At 39.3% G+C, this 24,709-nt stretch carries 23 protein-coding genes and 4 pseudogenes; 9 read left to right on the forward strand and 18 right to left on the reverse strand.

What is annotated here, in order from left to right; all coding sequences use genetic code 11:
• Positions 1–24 precede the first annotated feature (24 nt).
• Complete coding sequence (gene ppiD / locus CCS41_RS08680) at positions 25–1,908, forward strand: peptidylprolyl isomerase (protein WP_072549727.1); 1,884 nt, start codon at positions 25–27, stop codon at positions 1,906–1,908.
• Positions 1,909–2,050: 142 nt separating this feature from the next.
• A complete protein-coding gene (locus CCS41_RS17400) occupies positions 2,051–2,437 on the forward strand; it encodes a ComEA family DNA-binding protein (RefSeq protein ID WP_072549726.1) in 387 nt (128 codons plus the stop codon).
• A 160-nt stretch (positions 2,438–2,597) separates the two neighbouring features.
• Here CCS41_RS17400 and queC read toward each other — a convergent pair whose 3' ends face one another.
• The 7 genes and pseudogenes from queC to yejM form a co-directional block, all read right to left on the reverse strand.
• Positions 2,598–3,335: a 7-cyano-7-deazaguanine synthase QueC gene (queC, locus tag CCS41_RS08690; RefSeq protein WP_072549725.1), complete on the reverse strand. Its 738-nt coding sequence runs from the start codon at positions 3,333–3,335 to the stop codon at positions 2,598–2,600.
• 286 nt (positions 3,336–3,621) lie between these two features.
• A complete protein-coding gene (locus tag CCS41_RS08695) occupies positions 3,622–5,064 on the reverse strand; it encodes a metallophosphoesterase (RefSeq protein ID WP_162920442.1) in 1,443 nt (480 codons plus the stop codon).
• A gap of 629 nt (positions 5,065–5,693) precedes the next feature.
• Positions 5,694–5,948: pseudogene (locus tag CCS41_RS08705) on the reverse strand (IS1 family transposase); the annotation flags it as partial.
• Between the two features lie 204 nt (positions 5,949–6,152).
• Positions 6,153–7,163 (reverse strand): quinone-dependent dihydroorotate dehydrogenase, encoded by a 1,011-nt coding sequence (gene pyrD / locus CCS41_RS08710; protein WP_072549723.1) that lies wholly within the window; start codon positions 7,161–7,163, stop codon positions 6,153–6,155.
• Between the two features lie 205 nt (positions 7,164–7,368).
• Entirely contained in the window at positions 7,369–7,980 is a 612-nt protein-coding gene (lexA, locus tag CCS41_RS08715) for a transcriptional repressor LexA (RefSeq protein WP_072549722.1), read from the reverse strand.
• A gap of 104 nt (positions 7,981–8,084) precedes the next feature.
• Positions 8,085–9,449 carry a glutathione-disulfide reductase gene (gorA, locus tag CCS41_RS08720; RefSeq protein ID WP_072549721.1) on the reverse strand — a complete coding sequence of 455 codons (1,365 nt, stop codon included), beginning with the start codon at positions 9,447–9,449 and terminating at the stop codon, positions 8,085–8,087.
• A 79-nt stretch (positions 9,450–9,528) separates the two neighbouring features.
• Positions 9,529–11,337 (reverse strand): LPS biosynthesis-modulating metalloenzyme YejM, encoded by a 1,809-nt coding sequence (gene yejM / locus CCS41_RS08725; RefSeq protein WP_072549720.1) that lies wholly within the window; start codon positions 11,335–11,337, stop codon positions 9,529–9,531.
• Positions 11,338–11,602: 265 nt separating this feature from the next.
• On the opposite strand from yejM, the pseudogene yejK reads away from it, so the two are divergent.
• The 3 genes and pseudogenes from yejK to CCS41_RS15665 form a co-directional block, all read left to right on the forward strand.
• Positions 11,603–12,492, forward strand: a pseudogene (gene yejK, locus CCS41_RS08730) (nucleoid-associated protein YejK); the annotation flags it as partial.
• 98 nt (positions 12,493–12,590) lie between these two features.
• On the forward strand, positions 12,591–13,076 hold the full coding sequence (rfaH, locus tag CCS41_RS08735; protein WP_072549718.1) for a transcription/translation regulatory transformer protein RfaH: 486 nt from the start codon (positions 12,591–12,593) through the stop codon (positions 13,074–13,076).
• Positions 13,077–13,237: 161 nt separating this feature from the next.
• Positions 13,238–13,573 carry an RNA-dependent RNA polymerase family protein gene (locus tag CCS41_RS15665; protein ID WP_162920441.1) on the forward strand — a complete coding sequence of 112 codons (336 nt, stop codon included), beginning with the start codon at positions 13,238–13,240 and terminating at the stop codon, positions 13,571–13,573.
• 215 nt (positions 13,574–13,788) lie between these two features.
• On the opposite strand, the pseudogene CCS41_RS08750 reads toward CCS41_RS15665, so the two are convergent.
• The 5 genes and pseudogenes from CCS41_RS08750 to CCS41_RS08765 all read right to left on the reverse strand — a co-directional run.
• Positions 13,789–14,260, reverse strand: a pseudogene (locus CCS41_RS08750) (integrase core domain-containing protein); the annotation flags it as partial.
• Between the two features lie 10 nt (positions 14,261–14,270).
• Positions 14,271–14,486: pseudogene (locus CCS41_RS08755) on the reverse strand (transposase); the annotation flags it as partial.
• A 572-nt stretch (positions 14,487–15,058) separates the two neighbouring features.
• Entirely contained in the window at positions 15,059–15,235 is a 177-nt protein-coding gene (locus tag CCS41_RS16090) for a hypothetical protein (RefSeq protein ID WP_162920483.1), read from the reverse strand.
• Entirely contained in the window at positions 15,225–15,935 is a 711-nt protein-coding gene (locus tag CCS41_RS08760; RefSeq protein WP_119797480.1) for a helix-turn-helix transcriptional regulator, read from the reverse strand. Before CCS41_RS08760 ends, CCS41_RS16090 begins: the two co-directional genes overlap by 11 nt.
• A gap of 77 nt (positions 15,936–16,012) precedes the next feature.
• Positions 16,013–16,222 carry a hypothetical protein gene (locus CCS41_RS08765; protein ID WP_119797481.1) on the reverse strand — a complete coding sequence of 70 codons (210 nt, stop codon included), beginning with the start codon at positions 16,220–16,222 and terminating at the stop codon, positions 16,013–16,015.
• Positions 16,223–16,954: 732 nt separating this feature from the next.
• On the opposite strand from CCS41_RS08765, the gene CCS41_RS16665 reads away from it, so the two are divergent.
• The 4 genes from CCS41_RS16665 (at position 16,955) to CCS41_RS08780 (ending at position 18,498) form a co-directional block, all read left to right on the forward strand.
• Complete coding sequence (locus tag CCS41_RS16665; RefSeq protein ID WP_240313739.1) at positions 16,955–17,251, forward strand: PAS domain-containing protein; 297 nt, start codon at positions 16,955–16,957, stop codon at positions 17,249–17,251.
• Complete coding sequence (locus tag CCS41_RS08775) at positions 17,167–17,673, forward strand: helix-turn-helix transcriptional regulator (protein ID WP_240313740.1); 507 nt, start codon at positions 17,167–17,169, stop codon at positions 17,671–17,673. The genes CCS41_RS16665 and CCS41_RS08775 overlap by 85 nt, the downstream gene beginning before the upstream one ends.
• 85 nt (positions 17,674–17,758) lie before the next feature.
• A complete protein-coding gene (locus CCS41_RS16670; protein ID WP_240313741.1) occupies positions 17,759–18,055 on the forward strand; it encodes a hypothetical protein in 297 nt (98 codons plus the stop codon).
• On the forward strand, positions 17,974–18,498 hold the full coding sequence (locus CCS41_RS08780; RefSeq protein ID WP_240313742.1) for a response regulator transcription factor: 525 nt from the start codon (positions 17,974–17,976) through the stop codon (positions 18,496–18,498). The genes CCS41_RS16670 and CCS41_RS08780 overlap by 82 nt, the downstream gene beginning before the upstream one ends.
• Before the next feature lie 781 nt (positions 18,499–19,279).
• Here the strand turns inward: CCS41_RS08780 and CCS41_RS08785 are convergent.
• The 6 genes from CCS41_RS08785 to CCS41_RS16675 all read right to left on the reverse strand — a co-directional run bounded on the left by CCS41_RS08785 (position 19,280) and on the right by CCS41_RS16675 (position 24,519).
• Positions 19,280–20,023, reverse strand: coding sequence for a PAS domain-containing protein (locus tag CCS41_RS08785; RefSeq protein ID WP_119797483.1), 744 nt, complete (start codon positions 20,021–20,023; stop codon positions 19,280–19,282).
• A gap of 132 nt (positions 20,024–20,155) precedes the next feature.
• Positions 20,156–20,281 carry a hypothetical protein gene (locus CCS41_RS17195; protein ID WP_275887651.1) on the reverse strand — a complete coding sequence of 42 codons (126 nt, stop codon included), beginning with the start codon at positions 20,279–20,281 and terminating at the stop codon, positions 20,156–20,158.
• Between the two features lie 138 nt (positions 20,282–20,419).
• Complete coding sequence (locus CCS41_RS08790) at positions 20,420–22,510, reverse strand: hypothetical protein (protein WP_119797484.1); 2,091 nt, start codon at positions 22,508–22,510, stop codon at positions 20,420–20,422.
• Between the two features lie 38 nt (positions 22,511–22,548).
• Positions 22,549–22,824, reverse strand: a complete 276-nt coding sequence (locus tag CCS41_RS15670; protein WP_162860038.1) for a hypothetical protein — start codon at positions 22,822–22,824, stop codon at positions 22,549–22,551.
• Positions 22,825–23,309: 485 nt separating this feature from the next.
• The gene (locus CCS41_RS15675; RefSeq protein ID WP_162860039.1) at positions 23,310–23,477 is read right to left on the reverse strand and encodes a hypothetical protein; all 168 of its coding nucleotides are present in this window, start codon (positions 23,475–23,477) and stop codon (positions 23,310–23,312) included.
• Positions 23,452–24,519 carry a phage tail tip fiber protein gene (locus CCS41_RS16675; protein ID WP_323586441.1) on the reverse strand — a complete coding sequence of 356 codons (1,068 nt, stop codon included), beginning with the start codon at positions 24,517–24,519 and terminating at the stop codon, positions 23,452–23,454. Before CCS41_RS16675 ends, CCS41_RS15675 begins: the two co-directional genes overlap by 26 nt.
• Positions 24,520–24,709 lie beyond the last annotated feature (190 nt).

A 24,709-nucleotide genomic window follows, 5' to 3' on the forward strand; every position in this document is an offset into this window, starting at 1 on the left:
TACACAGCGGAGTATTGTCACCTTATGATGGAAAAGCTACGTGCGGCTACTAACAATGTCGCCCTCAAGATCATTATTGCCTTAATTATCCTCTCCTTTATCCTAACCGGTGTCAGCGGCTACCTAATAGACGAGACTGACAATTATGCCGCTAAAGTTAATGGCAAAAAAATTAGCCGTGCACAGTTAGAGGAGGTATTTCAAGGTGAACGTTCTCGTTTACAACAGCAATTAGGCGAACAATTCTCCACCCTAGCGGGTAACGAAGGTTACATGCAGCAGTTACGCCAGCAAGCACTTGAACAGTTAATCAACAATACATTACTCGATCAATATACTGAAAAGCTTGGTTTAACGGTCAGTGACGAACAAGTAAAAGCATCGATTCGCCAGATTCCTTATTTTCAGACGAATAATAAATTTGATAATGCTAAATACCTTAACCTGATTACTAGCATGGGATATACAGCCGAACACTTTGCCCGGCTACAGCGTCAACAGGTAATCATGAAACAATTGCTACAAGCGGTGGGTGACAGTGAATTTATTTTGCCTCAAGAAGCTGAAGCCACATCTAAACTGATTTTACAACAACGTGATGTTCGTCTCGCAACGTTCGATATCAATAAATTACAGACTCGACAGAAAGTAACCGAAGCAGAACTGCAGACTTATTACGATCAGAATGAAAATAATTTTATCGCGCCGGAAGAAATAAAAATTAGCTTCATTGAGATAGATGCAGCGGCGATACAAGACAAAATTATAGTTAATGAAAAGGATATTCAAACTTATTACGATCGACATAAAGATAACTACAAGCAGCCGGAACGTAAAAACTTCAGTGTGATTCAGTTTAAAACCGAAAAAGAGGCAGAATCTACTTTGTCTGAACTGAAAAACGGTGCTGATTTTGCAACACTGGCCAAACAGAGATCAACCGATATTATCTCGCGCAAAAAGGGGGGTGCCTTGGGTTGGTTACAACCTGAAACCACCGTTGACGAGTTAAAACAAGCGAATTTAACCGAAAAAGGGCAACTTTCAGGTGTCATAAAATCTTCGGTGGGATATTTGTTGGTACGTTTAAACGATATTCAGACAGAGCAGATCAAACCATTAAGTGAAATACAAATTGAACTGGCTAAGCAAGTGAGACAGGAAAAAGCGCTAGACGCTTATTACGCGTTACAACAAAAAGTGAGTGCAGCGGCCACCAACGATAACGATTCATTGGCGTCTGCTGAAAAAGCGGCAGGATCGAAAGCCCAACAGACTGGCTGGTTCACGCGTGCAACTGTTCCTGCCGAACTAAACTTTAAACCCTTAATACAAACAATGTTCGATGATACTTTAATCGGAACAAAGGAAAGAGCCGGTGGTAATTCTGACGTCATTACTGTCGAAGGGGATAAAGCTTTTGTTATTCGTGTAGCGGGGCATAAAGCTGAAAAAATAGAACCTTTCAAGCAGGTTCATAACGAAATAACCGCATTAGTTAAACGTCAAAAAGCACAGCAATTCGCTCAAGCTGAGGGTGAAAAAATTCTGGCGGCGTTAAAACAAGACAAAGGTGCCGCCGCGATGAAAACCGTAGATCTGAGTTTTACTGAGAAAAAAACTCTGTCCCGTTCCGCAGATGATGAGCTACTGACGAAAGCCATCTTCAGGTTAGCACCGCCACAAAAAAATAAGCCGGTATATGGTTTATCTCAGGATCGTCAAGGCAACGTGGTATTGATCGAATTACTGAATGTCATTCCAGGTAAATTATCTCAGGACGAGATGAAAACCTTTATCAGCCAGATGCAGCAGGGTGCCAGCGGAATAACTTTTGCGACATTAATGGCGAATCTGCATCAACAAGCGACCATAAAAATAGGTGCGACCGAGCGACAATCACAGTAAGTATCACATTACCTCTGCAAAACCATGTAACCAAGTAAGGCCGCTTTAGCGGCCTCTCTCATATTTGTTCGCTGCTAATTGCGGGGAAAAACAGGCTGCGGCACAGTAAGCATGTTGTCAAACACATGGAGGATACAACAACATGAAGAACATTCGTACACGACTACTATTAACATGGTTACTGGGGATTTTGGGTTCAACTTCCGGTGTTGTTGCTGCACCGGTTAGTACCGGTATTTCAGATAAAAATATGGCAACGCCCGCTAATTCGCTACCAAAAGAGCAAAATAGAGTCAAAGGAAATCCTGGTGCCAAGATGGAGGACACTTCATTAGAACGTATTAATATCAATATCGCTACAGCAGAACAATTAGCCAAATCTCTTAATGGCATTGGTATCAAAAAGGCTGAAGCGATAGTCAGATACCGTGAGCAATACGGTGCTTTCACCGAGCTAGATCAATTACGGGAAGTTTCAGGTATAGGACCCGTATTCCTACAACAAAATAGCGCTAAACTAACATTGTAAGAGGGATGTGACACTTATCCCATGCCCCCAAAACGGGGTGGGGCGCGGGAATAAGTAAAAGTACACAAAAGCAACTGCGCTTTTCCGCTCATTCTTTTCTCATCTGAATCGTTTATGACGATTTCGAGATTTCGAATGGGCTCTTAAAACAAGCAAGATATCAAGACAGCCCGGTTTTTTTCTTTAGGGAAGCCATGACTTTCTCTCGATCAGCAAGATAACGGTTTAAACCTCGGGAACGTAAATGACAAGCAGCACAGGTACCACAGCCATCGCTTTTAGTGCCATTGTAGCAGGTCAAGGTAGAATTACGGACAGTATCCAGTTGCTGATAATAATCCGCTAAAGCCCAAGTTTCAGCTTTATCTAGCCACATCAAGGGGGTGATAAAAGAAATATCTCTATTAATGCCTAGCTTGATGGCACCATTGAGGGATTTAACAAACTCATCACGACAATCAGGATAACCGGAAAAATCTGTTTGACAGACACCGGAGATAACGGCATTTGCCTGTACCTGATAAGCATAAATAGCTGCCAATGTAAGAAACAAAATATTTCTTCCAGGAACAAAAGTGCTGGGAAGGCTCGGCTTACCTCCTTCACTATTTTCTTCGCCATCTTTTTCATTGAGCCTATTGTGGATCGGTGTAGAGATACTGTCTTGCATCAGGCTACTCGTGGTCAACTCGTTAAGTAATGTGGTATCTAAGATTTTATGACCTTGCACCTCGAATTGTCGTGCTAGCTTTTTCGCAACTTCAATTTCCTCACGATGGCATTGTCCATAATCAAATGTGATGCAATAGATTTCGTCATATTTTTTTTCTCTTTTAGCCTGGATCAAACAGGTGGTGGAGTCTTGACCACCACTAAAAACGACAACGGCCCGTTTCATAACACTACCTTCCTATAGAGAGAGATTCGATATCGAAAACACCGAACTGATGTGGAGATCAATGAGTAGGTTATGTTACCCATTGTCATTCATTTCCTCAAATGAAAGGTTTTCTGTATTTTTTTAGGAGGGCTAAAAACAATTCGTTATAGATATGCGATTTAATTTTGATTGTCTAACGGATACATTGATGAGTAAATGTACGAAGTGTCTTATATTTGAATGCTAATCAAAATTAAATCGCTCAGCTATACATAGCTGGACATGTAAGGTAGAAAATCGTGCTTCATATCCCCTTTCTAAAAGCTAAATTTTTCAGGCACACCTGATAAGTTTCAGCTGTGAGGTTTCGAATAGCACAATAATAAGGTACCCATTTGTTTTCTTTGGTAATAGGTTGTAAATCTTTTCTAAGCATATAGAATTTTTGATAACTGTCAGCTAATTCGCCACTTGGCTTAATTTTATCCATAGCTTTCATCAAATTACAAGAACGGCAAGCCAGTTTATAATTTTTATTCGAATCATAGGCCAGTTTCCATTCTGGCCTTATACTGTCCAAGGGATAATAATAGGTTGAATAACCTTGAAGTTCTAAAGTGTTACGAGAGTAGCGATACAGTTTGAATCCTGGATTATTGCTAAATAATGGGCTGACAGCGGGTGTGCCAGTTAGAAAGATATTTTTAGTTCTTCCGTTAAATTTAATTATTTCAAAAAAATCCGTGTGTAAATGACCCGAAAAAATAGCGATAATTTCATTAGAGTAATATTCAAGTTGAGATAAAAATTGTTGTGTGTTCTGTGGATCCCAAAGACTCACAACGTCACTCTGTATCACACTTTGATACGCATCAATTCCAACCGGAATATGTAACGCAATGATTGCCTTTTGATTTTTTTTATGTACAGAAGATAATTCATTATGCAACCAATTTAATTCTTCTTTAGCTTCAATATCCAGACCTTTTCCTAAGGTAGAAAAAAAATTAGTATTAAGCACAATTAAACGCAGTTTTTTTTGTTTAGACAATTCGAGAGAATAGTACCCCCCTTTACTAAAATCATTTTCCATTTTAATACGATTTTTTTCATCTTTTATCGATTGACTCCAAATTTTAGCTATATTTTTGTAAAATACCGCTTCAGAAGTATAATGATCGGAATAGGTATCGTTGTTCCCTACTACAGTATAAACATCGATAGATGAAAGCCTATTTTTTAATTCATTGGTAATAAATTGCATTGTCTTGTTAACAAAATTTTGTATTCCTATTGAAGAAGTATCTCCTGTATATTTTATATAATTTTTATTATAGTCATGTGCTAAAACATCACCTAACAATAATACAAATTGCGCATGGGTATCATCAGCACGTTTCTTCAAAGTACCTAACACAGAGTGAAATAAAAAATAATTTGTATCTTTATTATAAATTTGTTTACTTTGTTCATACCGCTCAAGAATTTCTTTCCATTGCGATGTTGGCGCTGCTTGAAGTTTATCAATAATAAGGCAGGTATCGTTTTTAATATCACAGTTATAGAATGGATTAAAATGGAGGTCGGAAATAGTGATGAACGTAACTGTTTTTTCTGGATAAACTTTATCAGTGCATCCGGTTACTATTAGAAAAGAACAGATAAAAGCAACTTTTCTTAAATGGAAAAAATTTATTATTCCCATTGATGTTCCTTTTTTAGGTTGAACTACATTATAGGTTGACACGAGTTTTATACCGAGCACTGATTCAGATAACATCAACTCTGGTATAAGCTTATAACGATATCAAGTCAAATATAAAATTTAAACTTGTACTAACATATAGTGAATGTAAAGAATATGCTTCTGTCGCTCCGTAGTCATTACCTACTGTGTGGTGCGGGATACTCGCAATGCTCATGGACAGCAAGTCCGCTCCGTTTGCTGTGAACCTACGCTTTGATTTTACGCCTCTCACTATATCTGTGCGCTTTAATGTTAGTCAAAGATGTTGAGCTACTACAGCTTAAAACGGCAAGGCACACCGCCCTCATTTCACGAAATCAGAAACTTATCAGCTAGGCTGCATAGTGAAGCCAGAGGTAAGGAGTTTGCGCAAAAATTACTGGGACATAAATCCACTTGCCATGACGGAAAAATACCGTGATAGCAGAGGGAGCGAGTGGGACGAAATCTGACTCATTTTTATAATTTTTGGGTTATCGAGTAAGACGTTAAAGTACAAGATAATCTAATGCATTTTGACCTAATTTCGATCGATTGTGACTTTTATTTTTTAATTTATTAATTTTTATCATAAATAAAATACTGCCACTATGATAAATAGGTCATGTATTCAATAGGTTGTTCAAGTATCAAAAACAGTATTCCCTCTCAATGAATGTCATAATAACCTTATCGTGCATTTTTTCGGATTTTGAGTAACCTATCATTTTACGATTCAATCGTTTAAGTCGTATTCTCAGTGTTAAATTTTTTCTTTCTGTCCTTTGCGTATAAAGCGTGCCAACGATGTGATTTGCGGAAGGTAAAATCGAATAAGCAGTAAAATCATCTGTACAGAAGAAGTCCATCTGAAAAAGGGCTAATAGGTCAAGGAGCCTCTGAAGCGTTGGGAGTTTGACCGCAGTAGCGGTAACGAACCTCTATTTTTTCCATCATCAATTACCCCGCTAGAAATAGAGATTTAACATGGCTTCAACCTATTGAATACATGACCATAAAATAAGGGCACATTATAGCGAAGATGTCATTCTCGTTATAACCTAATAATTAAAGTCATAGAATATAAAAAAATTAGGGAAATAAATCCGTTAAATATCAGCCAAAATATGCTTAATCAACTTTGGTCCATGAAAGATGAGCCCTGAATAAATTTGAATCAAAGTGGCACCGGCTGCTATTTTTTCTCGAGCGGCAATCAGTGAGTCGATACCGCCAACGCCAATAATAGGCAGCCGACCTTGTAACTCTTGCGATAAACGCCGGATGATAGTGGTACTAGAGAGCTGTAATGGGCGACCGCTCAAGCCGCCGCTCTGTTCACAATAGGGTAATCCTTGAATTAAAGAACGATCCAAGGTGGTATTAGTGGCAATTACCCCATCAATTTTATGTCTGATTAACGTGTCGGCTATTTGAATTAATTCTTCTTCCGTCAGATCAGGGGCAATTTTTACCGCGATGGGTACATATTTACCATATTGTTGATGTAGTTCAGTTTGTTTATTCTTAATTGCCGCTAATAAATCATCCAGTGCATCCCCATACTGTAATGAACGTAATTCAGGGGTATTGGGCGATGAAATATTAATCGCAATATAACCAGCATAAGGATAGATTTTATCCATACATATCAAATAATCGTCTTTACCTTGTTCAACCGGAGTATCTTTATTTTTACCAATATTTATGCCAAGAATGCCGCTAAAATGCGCTTTCTTAACATTGTTGATCAGATTATCGACCCCCTTGTTATTAAACCCCATGCGATTGATGATCCCTTCCGCTGTGCTGACCCGAAATAAACGTGGTTTGTCATTACCCGGTTGTGCTCGTGGCGTTACTGTTCCAATCTCAATAAATCCAAACCCCATAGCGGCTAAAATATTAATGCATTCACCATTTTTATCTAACCCAGCAGCTAAACCCAATGGATTTTTAAATGACAGTCCCATACAATTGACCGCTTTTGTCGGCACCGATTGACGTAACAAGAATGCTAAAGGCGTTCCTGTCATTCGTTGTAGGCCTCTCAACGTCAATTCGTGCACACGTTCAGCATCAAGTTGAAATAAAATTTTTCTGACCAGTGAATAGTACATCGTGTTCTTATACTCCTAAGAACCTGTTTGAAATCTCTTGTGCTCGCCGTATTTTGGTCAAGTAATTCGTCAAAAATGCGCTCAACATGCGCATTTTCTTTTTTGTTGTTACAAAGAGTAAATTACGCTTTTTCGCCCATTTTTTCCTCTTCTGAACACCGCAAAAAAGATTTGGAACGGCTCTAAGCAAACGGTTTGTTAAAAGTTAGTGCCAACCACCATTGCGAATAATACCTACTGCTAGGCCTTCTATGGTTAAATGTTGCTGTTTAAGATCAACAATGATGGGTTTAAACTCATTGTTTTCCGGTAAAAGATGCACAATATCATTTTGCTTTTGTAAGCGTTTTACCGTGACTTCATCTTCAATACGCGCTACTACTATTTGACCATTATGTACATCTTTTGTTTTGTGTACGGCAAGAAGATCACCATCGAAAATACCAATGCCTTTCATTGACATGCCACTTACTCGTAAAAGAAAATCGGCATGGGGTTTAAACAACGAGGGATCCACCTTATGGCGCCCTTCTTCGTTTTGCTGTGCTAATAGCGGTTCTCCAGCGGCTACTTGACCAATGACGGGTAGCCCTTCTTCTTCCTTCTCTATTAATATACGGATGCCGCGTGAGGTACCGGATAGGATTTCAATCACTCCCTTACGGGCTAAGGCTCTCAGATGTTCTTCCGCAGCGTTAGCTGAACGAAATCCCAGATGCTTGGCGATTTCGGCACGTGTCGGTGGCATGCCAGTTTGTGCCCGACAATGACAGACTAAATCATAAACTTCTTGTTGTCTGGGTGTTAGTCTTTTCATACTTTTTACCTGTTTTTCTATACAGTTTCATGTAAGTATATACAGTCAACACCGTTTTGGGAACCCCAAATTACGTAAAATAATGAGTGTTTTATTCCAGAGAATTAGCGCATGGTAACGAATTCTTCAGCGGAAGTCGGGTGAATAGCCACTGTATTGTCAAAGTCTTTCTTGGTCGCCCCCATCTTTACGGCTACGGCAAACCCTTGCAGGATTTCATCCATACCGAAACCGATACCATGGATGCCAACTATCTTTTCATCGCTGCCGCTGCAGACCAGTTTCATGTGACAAGGCTGACGGTGCTGAGTGACCGCACTGTACATCGCAGTGAAAGAAGAATGATAAACTTTAACTTGATCGGCGCCAAATTTTTCTCGGGCTTGTGGTTCAGTCAGGCCGATGGTTCCTATGGGGGGGTGGCTGAAAACCACCGTGGGAATATTATTGTAATCGAGATATTCATTCAGCTTATTATTGAACAAACGTTCAGAGAGACGACGACCGGCAGCAACCGCAACCGGCGTTAGTTCCACTGCACCCGTGTTATCACCGACTGCGTAAATGCCTTTAACACTGGTATTTTGGAACTTATCAACCTCTATATAACCTTTATCATTTATTTTCATACCACAAGCATCGAGGTTGAGCTTATCGGTGGCTGGCTTGCGCCCAATTGCCCAAATGACATGGTCAACGGTAAGTGATTTTCCATTTTCTAGTTGTAGCTCCAGGCTGCCATTCGCGTTTTTAATCACTGCTTGCGGTACTGCTTCGGTATGTAATTTTATCTTTCTTTCTTCCCCTCCCTGTTTCATGGTGTTTACCAGGTTTTCCACGATTAAAGGATCGAAGTGGCGTAAAGGCGCATGTTTACGTACCAATAAATCGGTTTCGACACCCAATGCATTTAGCACACCGGCAATTTCTACCGCAATATAGCCAGCACCGACCACCGCTACACGTTTTGGTGTTTCATGTAAATCAAAAAAACCGTCAGAATCGATGCCGTATTCAACACCAGGAATGTCAGGATGATCGGGGTACCCTCCAGTAGCGATGAGAACATGATCGGCGCTGATTTTCTCACCATTCACTTCAACAGTATGCACATCGATAAACCTGGCGAAACCAGTGATAACATCAACGTCATTATGACTTAAAACACGTTTATATGATTGATGAATTCGGTTGATATAAGCATTGCGACTTTCAATCAATTTTGGCCAATCGAAGGTACTTAGTTCGATGTTGAAACCATAATCAGCACCGTATACGTGAATGGCTTCAGCGATCTGTGCTGCGTGCCACATGATTTTTTTCGGAACACAACCGACATTCACACAAGTGCCACCCAGCTTTTTATCTTCAATCAATGCACACTTTTTACCATAGCTGGCTGCCCGATTAATTGAAGCAATACCGCCGCTGCCACCACCAATTGCTAGATAATCATAATGTTTATTCATCGTGTCGTTTCCATGAAGTTGTAAAATGGTTCAAGATCTATTGTATTGTGTATTCACGACGTTCTCGAATAGGCTCTAACTAATTAGCAATGAAACGTTTTGTTTCCGTTAACACTTGCAGTAACAGTGCGAGTGGAGGTTTATGATCTTTTATTTCGTTACCCTGCTGGTCATAGGTGCGATAATTACCGTCATCATGTAACAATATGGTTTGCGTCGGGGTGGTGATCACTAACATACCGTCATCACCCGTTGTCACCCAATTATTCTTGCGTTTAATAGCAAACAAATCTTCACCTTGAGAATAATCCTGTGGCGGGGTGTTAACATGTAGTAAATGTTGCATCAGGGTCACCATAATATCCTCATGATTGGTCAGCTTATCGATCTTTTGAGCCGATCTATCTGGCCAGTGGATAATAAGCGGCACCTGAAGCTGCTCACGATTAAATTTACTCCCCGCTCCCCAGGTACCATCACCGCTGTCATTGAATTCAATACCATGAGCAGCGGTGATGATCACAACTGTTTTATCCCACTGATAATTTTTCTTTAGTGTTGCAATGATGGTCATGATGTTCCGATCAGTATTTTGGGCACTTGCCTGATAGTGGTGGATAAAATCAGTCGACAAAGGGAGTCCCTTCTCTGCTGTTTTGTTCTGATCTTCTGTCGCGCCATTGAAATTAATGTATGAGAACCATTTTCTGTCGGTACTGCGATTGATTAACCATTGCTGCCACTGTGTGGTTGTTACGCTGTCATTCTGTTGTATCGGCGTAGGTAACGAAAAATCACTCAATAATGCCTGCCGGTACAAAGATGACTTGAAACCATCAGAAGAAAACAGGCCGAATTGGTAGCCCCGTGTGTCTAATGCGTTAATCAAGGCGGAAGGTTTACGTGCGGCAAGAATGCCACCGAGATAAGTCGGCGATATACCGTAAAACAGACCAAATAAACCGGTATTTTGTCGATTACCTGAGCTGTAATGGCGAGTAAATTGCAGATTAGCATCAGCAAATTGAGTCAGTATCGGCATATCTGACGCGAGATTACTGCTACGAATGCCATCGATGAGGATCAGCAGTAAATTGTAGCCATTATCTTCACCATCCATGTTTTTGCCGCTAAAACTGATCTTATTGAGGGGATATTCAACAGCCAAAGCATCAGGGCTGCCTTGTTCAATCAGACGACGCTGATACTCTTGCTTATCTAGCATACCGTGCTTTTCTAAAAAATTACGGGCAGTCATTGGATGAGATAGCGGTAAATTTGCCCGTTGCATAGTTATTGGTCGATAAAAGTTGGCGTCAGCCCAACTATACATAAGATGTGATGCAAAAAATGCCCCGGTAAATAGTGCTACCAGTGGCTTAACAACGGGTTTACGATTCAGGCTACGTAGTCTCTGCCAGCACCAGGTACCAAAGAACATCTCAATCAGAAAAATGATCGGTACACAAAAAAAGATGAATAGCTTATCACGGGTAAGCTCGTCTTGCTCTGGATCAGCAATTAATTCCCATATCACCGAATTAAGATGCAAATGGAAACGAGTGAAAACTTCACTGTCGATCAGTAACAGTGTTAGCCCCACAGTGGCGAGTACCACGGAAATAAAGCGCAGTACGCGTTGTGACATCACCAGGAAAGTCAGAGGAAAGATTATCAATACATAAGCGACAAAAACAATGAAACTAAAATGCCCAAGCCAACTGGTCAAGGCATAAATTCTGCCCGGCAGGGAAGCCGGCCAATTAGAAACGAACAGGTATCGACTGCCTATCGCCAGGCTGAAAAGGATATTAAATAAGGCAAACCAATGCCCCCAACTGATCATCCCGGACACATTTTCGCGGTAGCGCTGACGATTTGTCACCATATTGAGGTTGTATTAACTGATAAATTAATGAGTTTCATCATCACATATTGAGGCAGCAAATGCCATTACGCAAGCATAGTGTTGGATAAAATTGTATTTTTACCCGTTGACAAAACCACACATACTACCTGATAAAAATACGATTTTACAGCATTAGCGACTTATTGAGCACAGTTATCGCTTTTAGTTGCAGCCAGGATCCATAGGTGTTTGAATAGGCAGTTTTCCAAAAGGAGTACCTTTCATGAGCCTGAATATCGATCAGATGGCTTTACATCAATTGATCAAAGATGACAATCAAAAATTTAGCATGGTGCTACGAGATTCTTTGCTGTCAACCGACACGGTTGTCAAAGAGATGATGACCGAGTTACACCGTGTCTACAGTACAAAAAGCAAAGCTTATGGACAGTTTGATGAGCAAAGTGAGTTAGCTAATGCATTAAAACTCAGTCGTAAGGGTGATGGAGATTTCTTAAGTTTTACTCACACAGCTACAGGTCGTCTACGTGATGAACTAGCAAAATATTCGTTTGCTGAGAGTGGAACTCTACTGTTCTGTCAATACCGCTATCTAGCTGTCGAGTATTTGTTGATCGCGTTTCTTAACAGTTGTAATAGTATGCGTGTTGATGAACAGCTTGATCTGAGCATCACACATCATCTGGATATTAACCATGCCGATATTGTGGCTCGTATTGATTTGACCGAATGGGAAACTAACCTGCAATCGAAACGTTATCTCACTTTCCTAAAAGGACGAGTAGGACGCAAAATATCCGATTTCTTTATGGATTTCCTGGCGGCCACTGAAGGTTTAGACACTAAAGCACAAAATCGTGGCTTATTACAGGCAGTTGATGACTATTGTGCTGATGCGCAATTAGATAAAAAAGAGCAGCAATCGTATCGACAGCAAGTGTACAGTTATTGTAATGAACGATTACAAACTGGTGAAGAAATTGAACTACATGCATTATCACAAGAGCTACCTGTTTTAGGCGAGAAAAATCTTCAGCAGTTTTCTAATGAACAGGGATACGTTCTTGAAGAAAGCTTCCCGGGAGATCGTACAACATTACGTCAATTGAAGAAATTTGTGGGGAGCGGAGGGGTTTAACTGTCAATTTTGATGTGCAGCTTCTGGGTGAACGTGTTCTTTGGGACGCAGCGACTGACACATTGACCATCAAAGGCACGCCTCCGAATTTACGTGATCAGCTAAGGCGCTCTTCGGGTGGGAGTACAACATCATGAAGTCTTGGTATTTACTCTATTGTAAACGCGCTCAACAGTTACGTGCGCAAGAACATTTGGAACGACAAGGAGTCGTTTGTTTGACACCGACAGTGGAAATGGAAAAAATTTTCCGCAGAAAACGGATCACGGTAACTGAGCCTTTATTCCCTAACTATTTATTCACCGAGTTTAGCCCTGAAAATATTCATACCACAACGATCAAAGCCACTCGTGGTGTTAGCCATTTTGTACGTTTTGGAATACATCCGGTGATTATTCCACAATTGGTCATTGATGATATAAAGTTACATATGATGCATAAAATGTCTGATCCTAGGCTGCCGGTACTGGGTGACGTTGTACGGGTTACTGAAGGAATTTTTGCTGGATTACAGGCTATTTATACTGAACCGGATGGAGAAACACGCTCAATCCTATTGTTGAACATGCTTAATAGCCAAGTGACGCAAAGTTTGGACAACCGTCATTTTGAGAAGTAAGAACGTTTATCCTAAGCAGACATTACTTAGAACCTATGCGAAATCGTCAGGCGGTATTATCTCCCCAATATTAATGTTGCTGACATTAGCGGGATTAGAGCAACACATTAAACAAGCGGTGCCCAAAAAGTCTGATAAAGTGAATTTTATCTCCTATCCTGATGACTTCGTTATCACTCTGTGCATCAATAAAAGTGTTGGAGAATACGATAAAACCGTTAATACCCGCGTTCCAAAAAAAACGTGGTTTGTCACTCTCGATAGAGAAGAAAACGATTACGCATATTAGTAAGGGATTTGGTTTTTTGGGGTTCAATATCCGTAAACACAAGGAAAAATTACTGATTAAACTAATTAAATACAATGTGTTAATGTTTATTCGTAACACCAAAGAAGCCATTAAGTCTCTCCCGAGCAAGATTACTGGTGAATTAATCAAGATCCTCAGTCCCAAATTGTGGGAATGGGGAAACTATTACAAGCACAGTGATCTCTAGCTATGTAGGCAGCGAGATATTCAAAGTATTACCCCGATGGTCAACGCTAAGGTATCCGAATAAAGGTACAAGAGGGTTAGTTAAAAAGTATTTTTTACCAGAACACGCCTGCCGATGGCGTTTTCCAGGTAAACGTGCCAGCAAGGACGTCGATCACCAGGAATTGTAGTAGCTCAAACTTAACCTGACAGACACAAGCTAAGCCATCGAATTTGTCAGAGTAGTCTGACTGTGCGATGGTTCAAATAAATTATCGAGTTGTTTTTCTTTTACTAACTCTTTTGATGCAATCCAAGTTTCCCAGGGGGTTTTGCCATAACAATACCAGCCTGAATGAGGTCGCTCTCTGTTGTAGAATGCGAGCCATTTATCGATGTCTTGCTGAATGTCTTCCAATGATGAATAAATTTTACGCCGAAACATCACGTCATAGCCTTCATTTTTCATCGTCTTATGAAACCGCTCACAGATACCATTAGTCTGCGGGCTGTATGCCTTGGTCCGCGTATGCTCGATATCTTCTAGCTCCAGGTAAAGCTGATAAGCATGGGTTTCCTTTTTCCCCGAGTATTCTGACCCTCTGTCGGTCAGGATACGCAATAAGGGAACCGCTTGCTCATCATGTAATGGCAGCACCTGATCGTTTAACATATCTGCGGCAACCAAGGCATTTTTCTCTGTATATACCCAAGTGAAATCAAGATGCAGGATTTAGCGCCTGGAAATTATCGTTTAAGCGAGATACCAGAGAACTTGCCATTTGTGGTAGCTTCACCTCAAAGAAGTTTAAGATATCGTTCTTAAAACTCTGTTTAGATGGGTAATATCTATTGTTTCGTGTTTGCTCATTCATCACCTTCCACAATCGCTCTATCGGGTTTAGATTCGGGCTATACGGCGGAAGGTAATGAAGCTAGATATTCAACGTAAAGCCATTCAAAAATAAAATAAATTATTTAAAACAAACAGATATATTATTTTAGATTAAATAATAGGCAACAAAACACGACAAAACACCACTTTTCAGTCACTATTTATCAATATGTTGCCTCTTCATTTCGACCTGTCCTTGCACTGAGCGAAGGTTCCTTTCTGTCATTCATCGTCAAATAACTCACTTTTCCAGCATCCAAGGTAGCCTTGTTTGAAACCTGTTTTATAGACATCGACCATGTTATTTTTTTCTTGGACCTTCATGTCACCAATTTGACACTTTTAAAAATAGGCAATAAAAAAATGTCATGTATTCAATAGGTTGTTCAGGTATCAAAATTCGCTATTTATTTTGAAGGAAGATTTGATGGTAAAATTATGATCTAGCCTTTATGCTGACATAGAATTCTAAACACTCTCTCATTTTTTTCACGCCTACGCCCTAAGCAATCCAGATACTCATAAATATTCTATAGATAAAAATTACTAATATAAAATTTAATGATATTAAAAAATTATTTATAGGTAAAAAGACATCTTGTGTTAAACACATTATTTTTTACGAGTAAATAAAATGTATTTAAGGTAATTTACGTTTAGGCTTTTTTTCTTCTTGAACCAATTTATTAATCGATTAAATAGCGTTTCCTTTTTGCTTTGCTTTTTTTGAACCTCTAATGCTTTATTTCTCAACTCTCGTTTTCTCGCTCTGTTCTGTCTATTGCTCATAATGATATCTCCTATTCTCAATAAACTGTATCCTAGGGTGGATAAATTCTTGCGGGATATAGCAATCAAAACCATGTTCATTACAGAATCTTTTAAACTCAGGCAATGAATTAACATCCGATTTTCTGTACATGACTTGCAGATGGTTTTCTATCGTCCGTGGAGAACGATGTAATTTTTCTCCTATCTCTTTGGCGCTTAAGGACTGTAGTATATGAAAGACAATTTTAAGTTCAAATGCTGTAAACAGATCGCTTGGTGGCTCCAATGCGAGTACTGAAGGTGTAACCTTATCTACATATTGTGGCAAAGAAATAAAATCCATTTTTTTTCCATAAAAAACAGTTCCTACGCACTCATTTTTTTCATTATACAAAGGAAATTTTTCATAGAGATACGGTTCTAATTTTTTCTTTCGACCAAAAAAGTGTGTTTTAATGAGCGTGACTCTTTGTCCACTCTTTATCGTTTCTTGATCCTGCTTTTTCAGCTCCGAAGCAAATTCGGCTACCGGCGTGGGGAGTTGCTCATCACGTTTTCCTTCGATTTTAAAGCACGCAGGAATATTTAAAAATTCACGAAAAGCCCGATTAGTGTAAATAAATCGTGATTCACAATCTTTTATGCCCCAAATATCTTCACTATGTTCCATAATAGAAATAAGAGGGAATGATTTTAATGAAGTTTTAATCTTATTCATATTTTTTCTCTTTTTTTAGTTACGTGCATTGTAATATAAATAATTTATTTCACTCATGTTGACAACAATGAGATCATTTATCTGTCTCCCTTTTCCGCCAGTATTGCTTCAGCTTGATCCAGCATTTTTATCAGAGCGTTAATACTCTGTATAGAAGGTCTTCTATCAGCAGGGTGACGCCATGGAAACACGGTATTAAGCCCTGATTGAACCAAAAAATTATCTACTATTTTGATGGGGTCATCGTATCTATAACGTATCTTTGGTTTCAATTTAATCGTCATCATCGTGTCTCCTTTGTGTCCATCCTGACTGTATCCAGCCCGAGTGGATTGATCGAGATTTCAACTTTTTCCCGTGATATTTATATGTCAAATCTATGCCGTCTTTCTTTCCTGTCCTGATAGTCCACACCAACCAGACCACATACAAAATCAAACAAATTACCCAGAATATAATACTGATAGTAAATTCGTTCATGCGATTTTCTCCATTAGACCAGTACAGGCTCCTGCGTTAAAAGCTATCACTTTCACCTAATGCAAATAATTGAGTATCAATTACCTATGTCGGGTAATACTAATGAAAAAGATAAGTGGCACTAGTCTAAAATAGAGGGACTAGCTTTTTTCTGATTTTTATGGTAACCGATATAATATTGACAACTATATATACATAAAGCCTTTGATTTTAAGTCATGTTTTACAAAAAATTTTCAGATAGGAGAAAATTCATTTCTGTTTCTACTGTAGCTTTAGCGTCGTGCCGCAAGTTTAGGAAAAACAATGCGCCAGAAAGTATCCACTCTAGAGTCTCTTCCTGTAAGGATTTTACATAAACGGACTCAGGCAAAAGTGCGTCACAAAAAACTGAATAAGTTAAACACCGTTAACAAAAAATATTACGGGTAGTCTTGTGATATTTACGCAAATAGAGTATTTCTTGCTCCTCGTAGCCTCGGTTTTTTGTGGCCGTTTTCGCTATATTAGGGTATAGGCTCAAACATTTAGGGGGCTACTATGGACGAAGCTAATCACGAAAAGGCAACTGATTCTCAAGGGATTACTGTGAACTCTCTTGAATCACTTTCATTTAAGTCAGTTATGGAAAACAGTGGTCAGTCCTGGGGAATAAAGGATAAGGAATCACGATTTGTCTATATGAATAAAGTGTCTTTGGATGCCCATAATCTGCCGATTGGGTTTGATATTGAAGGTCGATTAGATGAGGAATGTCCTGCCCTTGGGCCCAGTTTGCCACAGAATTCCGAAAGCATGATCGAGAGACTGAAAAAAACAGAAAAAATGTTGCTATAATTTCAACCCAGTTATGGGGACGTGAGCAAAAACTTGAACCTTACTATATTGAAAAAACACCACTCTATAATGGACTCAATGAGTGTATCGGTACTATTTTTAACGCAAGAAAATTAAATTTTTATTCCTTTTCACAATATGTTGGCAAACTCACTCCTTCTGTATTGATACTAACTCCACCCATAAGCAGGTTCACTGAAAGAGAACTTGATGTGGTGTTTTACCTACAACAATCCTTGCCAGCTAAAGTGATAGCACGGAAGCTTAATGTCTCTCACAATACGGTAGGAAAGTACAAGGATAAAATTTTTCAAAAAGCGGGCGTTTATTCAGTAGACCAATTTAAAGAATTTTGTAGGGAAACGGGGCTTGACCGATATATCCCCAAAAAATTCATACAACCCGGTGTACAGTTCGTTTAATTCCCTATCCAATCTACGTAACGTGAGTCACGTAATACAATGACTCTTATTAGTGAATAGTTAATTCTTTACTCAGGAGGTTGTTATGGATGATGATATCAATCACGCAAAAATACCTGATTCTCAGCGAATTACGGTAGATTCCCTCGAATTATTTTCCTTCAAATCATTTATGGAAATTAGTGGGCAACCTTGGGGGGTGAGAGACAATGAGTCACGGTATGTATACGCTAACGAAGCGGCGCTTGATGTTTTTGACTTACCTGTTAATTTTGATATTGAAGGTCGACTGGATAACGAGTGCCCGCGCCTTGGTCCGAGTTTGCGGGAGATTTTCAAAGATGGGATAGGGAAGCTGAAAAAGGGAAAAGTGTTGGGATAATTTCAACGCAAGTTTATACCCGAAAAAAGGTACTTCAACCTTATTTCGCCGAGAAATTCCCTCTCTATAAGGAAACGGTTGTTGGTAACGAAATAAAAAAAGAATGCATAGGCACTGCTTTTTATGGAAGAAAATTAAATTTTTGTTCCCTCCCTCAATATGTGAGCAAACTCACACCTTCTATATTAGTATTGGATCCGCCTACAGACATATTCACTAAAAGAGAACTTGATGTGGTGTTCTACTTACAGCAATCTTTGCCCAGCAAAATGATAGCCAGAGCGCTTGATGTTTCTCATGATACTATAGAAAAGTACAAAACTAACATTTTTCAAAAAGCAGGGGTTTGTTCAGTAGGCCAATTTAAAGAATTTTGTGAGGCGACCGGTTTTGATCGATATATTCCAAAAAGGTTTATGCAGCCCGGTGTGCAATTTATTTAAAAGCCAAGGTTTGTCTTAGAAATACATCTTTGTTTTTAAAACCTTAGTACCATACGTCCAGGGCTGTCCATCAAAAATTTTACTGCAAAACAGTACGTAAAATTGAGTTTTCTTAATCTAACTTTTTTCGTAACCATTTTATATCCTGGTTAGCAAAGAAGCTAAGCCATGCTAATCGGTCATTTCACTGGAGCCAGTACTGAAGCCATTTTTTGATATGGAAAGATAATTCTCTCATTGAAATTAAAATAATTTTAAATCAATGAGTTATTTGTTTTGAGCATAATTATTGGAGACTTGGCTTAGATTTCTTGCTAATCAGATTTTATAATTTTTAAATAAAAATGATTTTTTGACCTGTTAAGCATGTTGACTCGAGTCTTCTAATTTTTCAAAACACGCCTCAAACTCTTCTCTGATTTTTGCTGTCATTCGTTCTATAAACTGATTATGAAAATTAAAACAACATATTGATATTAATGACTATTTCTTAAAAACATAGATCATGTTACATGACGACTGCTCTAGTTGGCTGTCATTGTTGACGGAAATGATGATATCAATTCCCTTTTTATAGAGTTGATCAAGTAATTTTTGATGGGATAGCTCTGATCATATATCCAGAGCCCATTACAAAAACATAAGGCATTCTATCCATACCTTTTTCTAGCCGCTACATTTTTTATACTTCACCAGCAACATCCAGTTCACGTATTTAGTATATTCCCAATCATGCAGTATTTTACGTTAACTTGTGCTTAATCAACCAATTTTTCTATTTTTATGTGGATAAAGGAACCATCCTAGAGCTTGGTTCGAGAAATTTTTGTGGGGCATAGCGCTCATAGCCACGAATTTTACAAAATACCTTAAAATCATACAATGAACCAATCTGCGCCTTTTCATAAACTCCCTGTTGGATACTGTCCACTTTCTGAACAGAAATATGTAATTCTTCCGCTATGCTTTCATTACTGATATTCTGCAACAAGAAAAATATCACATCATATTCTTCATCAGTAAAGAACTCGTCTGGCTTATCATACAGTAGAGAAAGAGGTGATTCTTTTTCGACATATTGCCCAGGTGTAAAAAATGACATCGGATGTGCATGAAGCATTACACCAACGGACTCTTTTCGATCATTCAGTACAGGAGTTCTATCGAAAATATAGGGTTGAATTTTCTTTTCCCGACCAAAACAATGGGTTTCAATTGATGAGACAGTCTGGTTAGCTACTACAGCAAGCTTCTCGTAGTCGCGATATTGTTGAGAAAACTTAGCAAAATCAAGATACGGTAATTTACTGTCAGCAGGCTTGTTTACAGGTAGCTCACTGTCGCTCTTATCTACAATGTTAAATTCCGGTGGTAAATCTAACAGTTCCAGGAACGCTGAATTTGCATACCGATACCGCGAATCAGGGTCTTTGAAAGCCCAAGGTTCGCTGCTGATCTTCCAAAACGCGACAAACTGCGGCGGAATTTCTTTAGGCAGAGACTGAATGTTAATATTTTCAGACATATAGCATCCTGTAAGATTTTTAAAATCATTCTGTAACCACGGGGGAAATCAACTCTAGCACCCAGTAACCATAAGTAAACTATACCCTTAACTATTTGATAAGGTCAAGTAGCCTTAATGAAAGTGCCATCCTTATTGAACGAACGTTTCTTTCTGTGGTGCATCGTAAAATGACTCACTCTCCCAACGTCCAAGGTAGCCTTGTTTGAAACCTGTTTCATAGACATCGGCCATGTTATCCTTTTTTTCGACCTTCATGTCATTAATCTGGCACTTTTAAAAAAGGTAGTTGAAAATTCAGTGTGCAATTGTATGTAAATTATTGATTTCATTGGTGCGCCCTGCTGGATTCGAACCTGTAACCTGCGGCTTAGAAAAAATTACAGATCTAGCCCACTACCAAGTAAACGTAGAGGTGAACGGTTTGCCAAATTCATCTATTCCCTCGGCAATACGGGTACGAGATTTTTTAGCCTGTCGGCTGCTGGAATCACTTCTGAGCGCATCTAGTCGGCGTTGTAGTGCCGGAGTACTGGTGCTAGGGTCTAGCAGGTTACTCATATTAAATTCTCTTAGCTTCGCCAACCGAGCCTCTAGGCTTGCAACTTCTCCCTCTGTATCAAAGATATGTGAAGAATCTTCTGTTTGATATTCACCCTCTCTGTGGCGCTCCGTTGACAAGGATCTACTATTCATAGATGTTGCCACCCCAATATTTAGCGAAGAAGAATCAGGAATAGTATTTTGTCTACTCTCGTACTTCCTTTTCAACTGTTCTTGATGCCTTTTTTCTTCTATTTCCGCATTCGCTTTATTTTTTTCCCTCTTTTCATTAGAAATAGCATAACCTTCATACAAAGCATTCGCAGTCTGGGCCCATGTATCTGTTGAACGTTGAGGATCGCCGTGTTGACCAGAACGACTGGTGGAGCCGGAAGGACTTAAACCCACAATGACATCGGCCATAGCATTAACGCTCCTATCGAAAAGGCTTGAAGATACCCTGCTCATGTTTTTCACCATTTGTTGCGTTGTCGTCCTTTGTTTAAGTCCATCTTCTATCCTATCACGGCACCTAGTGGCGAGCGATAAGGCCCGCTGACTCAAACTCGGCTCCCAAGTAACAATCGTTTTTATATGTTGACAGATATTCACTAGCTGTTCTAGCTGCTCTTTTTCAAAAGAAGGCTGATGCATAAATGGCTCTATTACCCGTAGTACCTCATTTAAGCTTTCACAACTATCTCTATTAGTTGATTCGCTGACAGTTCTCTTTATTTCATTATACAAACGAGGAAGCAGCGGCTTTAGTTCGTCAGCGAGACGTTGTGTCACATCACTCCATGCTGATATTTGGGTCATTTCATCTAGATATTGTTGTGTTAGTACTGCATCATCTGTGATGATATTTTTCAACGCTAATAGAAAATCTCCTTTAGCCGTAGATGTTCTCTGACACGTAGAAACTTGAAAGCCATGTTTTTTAAACATGTCTTCTTTTCCCTGTGAAAAAGAATTCATAATAAGAATTTGAGCTCCTTTATCAGCGGCAGGAATAATATATTCCTTAATCTTTTCCTCGAAATCAACTTCAGATAAATAGACATTGCTGAAATGACCGCTTAATATTATTAAGTCACTTGAACTAATATCAGAATTTTTTAATAACTCCCAACCATCTCCTGCCACAAATTTTGTAGGATTGAGTTTGTTGTTATGAACATGGCTAATAAAGTTTATTTTTTCATCATTAGTTACTTTAGGAAACAGGCGTATATATTGGCATTTTTCACTAGAAAGAATAGACATAGGTAAATGCATAGTATATTCTCCTGATGGCGATTTGTTTATTTTAACAGTGTCTGAATAACTTGCAGTAGCATTTTGCGCAATATAAAATAACGCGGCCAAATGTATTCGAGATTCACTATTTAATGTATCTAGGGCTATTTGTCCATTTTCTATTGGTACCAAAGCACTCGCAATTTCTTCGAAGTACGTTCTTATTTCTTGCCGCAATTCTTTCGCCTTTTCAGAATTACAAAATGTCTGAAGGATTTCTTTTTTTCCTGTATTTTTTTCTGTTTTTTCTTCCGGTCTTAACCCCTGATTTTTATTAATTTCACTATCGATTGATATTGATGGAGGGAGTTTATCAATTTTTATAATAAAATTCTCATCAAAATCAAAACCATGATTTTTGCTAATCTTTAATACTTCTGATTTAATTTCTTTAATTTTTTTCTGTACTTCATTAGGATGATAGACAATTGCTCCTTGCGTTAATGTAACTAACGGATTAATGTCATTAACTATCATTTCTCTCTGAAAGCCTACTGCCCTGATCCAATTAGAATAGGTGCCAGTGCCAGACATTGGTTCTATGACTCTTTTAATAACCGCTTCATCACCGGATTTATGGTTAATAATATCAGCAATCAATTTACCATTAACCTCTTTCAATTCTGCCGATACATTACCTGGCATATTAAAAAATTCCAAACCACGTAAGTCGAGTTTGATGCCTAGCGCAACAATTGCTTCTTTTTTTGTTGAAGGGTTTGAGTACCATCATTAAATATTTTTTCAGCTTGTTGCAAAAAAGCAATATTACGTCCACCGGCAGCACTTCTACCAGAAACAGGATAAAATGGATCCTGTTTATTCCATGTATTCGTTGAGAACATAACCTTGGTTTCATATTGAGATCCTCTTAAAGCGTATTGAGTGCTTCGTTGAGTTTGTGATGACTCTCCCGAGAGCTGTTGATGAGTTCTATTGGCCCCTGTTATGGATCCCAATGTAGAAACGTAGGCGGGGGTGGGGAAACGATTTGGGCACTGGTAGTTTCTCCTGTCCGTGGGACACGTAGCATAAAATTTACTCCTGTTATTACCATTTATAGACGTCTTTTTTAGGATAATCAATCCAATAAAAATGGAATATCAAAAAACGCTTAAAATCGAATAAACGGAGGCTATTACCGACCAAACTGGGTTATTTGCGATTCATGTCACTGAGCTAAATAGAATATATCAGCCACCCCATTTACGTTTTCATGATATCCAACCGATTCAGTACCATTCGGTCATGTTTCCATGTATTAAGCGCTATCGTGGCTTCTCTGAGCCAATAAATATATCGCTCCCTCGTATTTTTATTTACTGATTTTTTTTGTTACCGTTAATTTATGTGGTTATTTGTCGTCTATTTTTATATAAAATGTCTGATGATAGAAAACATCATCCTACATACGGTAAAATTCATAGACGGGTAGTTATCTTAATCAGGCTATTTTGATACTGGCTGCGTTTTTCATGGTGTAGATATCACCGCTTGCCGTCCAGTTGAACATTCTAAGCTTACCCCTTGTAGATTGTAATCTTAAGCCAATTAATACCTCCCCTTCACCCGCCGGGATGGTGATATCAATATCTGTTGACAGCGTTAACATACTCTCCTAATAGCCCCGCCCCGGCTTTCCCAAGGTATTGCACATCCATGCCATCACGGGTTATCGTTGCTCTGACCCAATCAGGTGATACGTTCAAAGATATCCCTTTCTCTTTTCTCCCTAATAGCAACACTCTTCGTGGTGAGGCTGTTTTTTTTATATAAAACAAAGGGAATATTACAGATTGGCTATCGGGAATGCTGCCTTTTTTTGTTTTAAAAAAATTAGGAGACATGTCCAGAATATCCCCTTCTATTTTATCCGCAGACACTGTCCCTTTAAACCAGCCATCGGTGGCATATATCGTCCCTCTGAAGGTGGCATCGTTAAACTCAGCGTGTCCGGCTTTCTCTATTTTCCATCCTGAATGGCCTGCCGCCCAGTTTGTCGACTGGAGAGGCCCGCCAATTTTTGCATGAGTGATGGCGGCCTCTTTTATTTGAGCGGTGTCAATGGTCGCATCTTGAATAAAGCCTTCGCGTATAAAGACCTGATTATTTTTTACCGCAAAGGGCGAGAACTTTTTGCCATTTTGCCCACTTAATAAAATAAAATTATCGGCATTAAAGCCTATCTGTGATTTTACACTCCCGTTACGGGTTTCCACGCCGACCACCATGCCCGCATCATAATACTTGCCCTGATGATGAATGCCCGCTTTTATGCTGTACAGGGCGTTACCGGCTGATGAGGTAAATTGTGTTGTGGCTTTGGTTTCAATGACGGCGTCGTTGTCACGGAATCGCACGGCAATCACGTTTTGATATTCCGCTAGCGCCTGGGTCGCCGTGGTTTGAGCGAGTTTGACCCGGCTTATCGCCGTTTCATTTTTGCCGAATCGGGCACTTATCCGGTTTTGATAGTCAGCCAGGGCCTGGTTCGCTGTGGCGTGCGCGGTGTGGATGTCGGTTATTAACGCGTCATTTTTATCAAAGCGCGCCCTCACGTCCACCTGGTGAACACTCAGCGCCTGCTGAGCATCGGATTGAGCCTGTCTGAGTGCCAGCATATCCGCGTTAGCACGGTCAAATTGCGTGTCCATCTCCTCTTTGTAGGTGACAAATGCGGTATCCAGATGCGTGGCGGTCTTTTGCACGTCTTGTGTTTGTAATTGGCTTATTTTGAAGCGGGATTTAAGTCCCTGATTATACCGTTGCAATGTTTTGTCTTGTCGCTCTAGCCTCTCATTCACCTGTAGCAATGTTTCTTCTATCTTGCCTTTTACCTCATTT

The organism is Candidatus Fukatsuia symbiotica, assembly GCF_003122425.1.
GTDB lineage: Bacteria > Pseudomonadota > Gammaproteobacteria > Enterobacterales > Enterobacteriaceae > Fukatsuia > Fukatsuia symbiotica.